Source organism: Salinisphaera sp. SWV1, from assembly GCF_052044155.1.
Lineage (GTDB): Bacteria > Pseudomonadota > Gammaproteobacteria > Nevskiales > Salinisphaeraceae > Salinisphaera.
Window position 1 is genome coordinate 1 of the sequence record NZ_JBQDYE010000089.1, and the last position, 1,582, is coordinate 1,582.

Here is a 1,582-nt window from a genome sequence, read left to right on the forward strand (position 1 = left end):
AGCCGCGTCGGCCCGGTGGCCGCGGCCGCGGCGATGCGCGCGCGAATCCGGGCGCGATCGTCATCCGTGCGTTCGTCGGCCAGGCCGGTCGCCGCGCGCTGGGCGCCGCCGAGCAGACTCCAGATCATCGGCCGGTCGCGGGAATCGAATTCCTCGACGCCGGCTTCCTGTTCGATCACCTGCGGGCCGTTCAAGCCCAGCCGGGCTTCCCGCGTGACGATCAGATGCGAACACAGCCCGGCGGCGATCGACATGCCGCCGAAACACCCCACCGGCCCGGTGATCACGCCGATCACCGGCACGAACGCGCGCAGCGCCACGATCGCGGCATGGATCTCCGCGATCGCCGCCAACCCGCAGTTGGCCTCCTGCAACCGGACCCCGCCGGTTTCCAGCAACAGCACCGGCACCACCGGCTTGCCGGCGGCGGCATCCTCGGCCGCCAGTTCCAGCGCCCCGGCGATCTTGGCGCCGCCGACCTCGCCCATCGAGCCGCCCTGGAACGCCGGTTCGATCGCCGCCACGACCACATCGACGCCGTCGATGGTGCCGCGGGCAATGATCACACCGTCATCGGCCTGGGTGACGATGTCCTGCTTGGCCAGCCACGGCGAGGTCTGGCGCTCGAAAGGCCCGACCAGCTCGCGCATCGTGCCGGTATCGAGCAGGCACTCGACGCGCGCCCGGGCCGGCAGTTCGACGAAGCTCTCGCGCGCCAGCAGTTCGGCGGTATTCATGCCGCACCGCCGTCGGCCCGGCGCGCGGCCTGTTCCATGGCCTGGGCGATACGCAGCCGCACCACGGCGGGGGTGGCACCGAAATCGTTGATCTCGAGTGCCACGGCCGGGGCCTTCCCATCGGCGAAGATGCGATCGATCACGGCTTTCCAGATGTCGTTGACACCGTCGACCGAGGTCCTGATCGCCACCGTGGCGCGCCCCACCGCGCCGGGCTCGAGCAGCACCTCCAGATCGCCGGAGCCGACGACACCGGCCAGCGCGCGGCGCGCCGGCGGTTCGCCGGCCGGATAATCAAGCGATAGCGTTTGCATGGTTTGTCTCCTGCAGGTCCGGGCGGAATCCGGCCGCGGTTTCGAGGCGATCCACCAGCAGCGTGGCCGCCAGCAGATCCGCGGCGCCGCCCGGCGAGGCGTTGTGCGCCAGAAAAACGGCGTCGAGTTCGGCCAGGGCCGTGCGACCGGCCACGCTGGCCGACCCGCCGCGCGCGGCCACCGCCGCGGCCGCACGCCGTACAGCGGCCAGGCCGGCGGCGCCGGCCCGATGCAGCACGCAGGTATCGTCGAGCACGGCGATGATGGCCGCCAGCGCGTCCAGCCGGGCCGAGCCTTCATCGGCGCCCAGGGCCCGGGCGCCATGCAATGCCGGCAGCCCGGCTTCAACGATCTGCGGGAATCCGGCGATGGCTTCGCCACGCGCGCCGGCGACCCGATAGCGCGCCACGACACGCGTACCGTGCGATGCCCGGCGCATCGACGCCGCCGCCGGATCGTCGATCGCCGCCATCCGGGCGACCCAGCCGAGCAGCGGCACCGCCCGCCATTGCCGCCGCGGCGTCGCCGCGG

General features: G+C 72.8%; 3 protein-coding genes. All 3 read right to left on the reverse strand.

Annotation, left to right across the window (positions count from 1 at the left end):
• On the reverse strand, window positions 1–737 hold a 737-nt coding region (locus ACS8YF_RS19515; protein WP_440851756.1), incomplete at its 3' end, for a biotin-independent malonate decarboxylase subunit beta.
• Window positions 734–1,051: a malonate decarboxylase subunit delta gene (locus tag ACS8YF_RS19520; protein WP_440851757.1), complete on the reverse strand. Its 318-nt coding sequence runs from the start codon at window positions 1,049–1,051 to the stop codon at window positions 734–736. The genes ACS8YF_RS19515 and ACS8YF_RS19520, both read right to left, overlap by 4 nt.
• On the reverse strand, window positions 1,032–1,582 hold a 551-nt coding region (locus tag ACS8YF_RS19525; RefSeq protein ID WP_440851758.1), incomplete at its 5' end, for a triphosphoribosyl-dephospho-CoA synthase. The genes ACS8YF_RS19525 and ACS8YF_RS19520, both read right to left, overlap by 20 nt.

Coding starts and splice junctions, on each gene's coding strand:
- ACS8YF_RS19520 (WP_440851757.1), bottom strand. CDS start 1,051: ATGCAAACGCTATCGCTTGATTATCCGGCCGGCGAACCGCCGGCGCGC.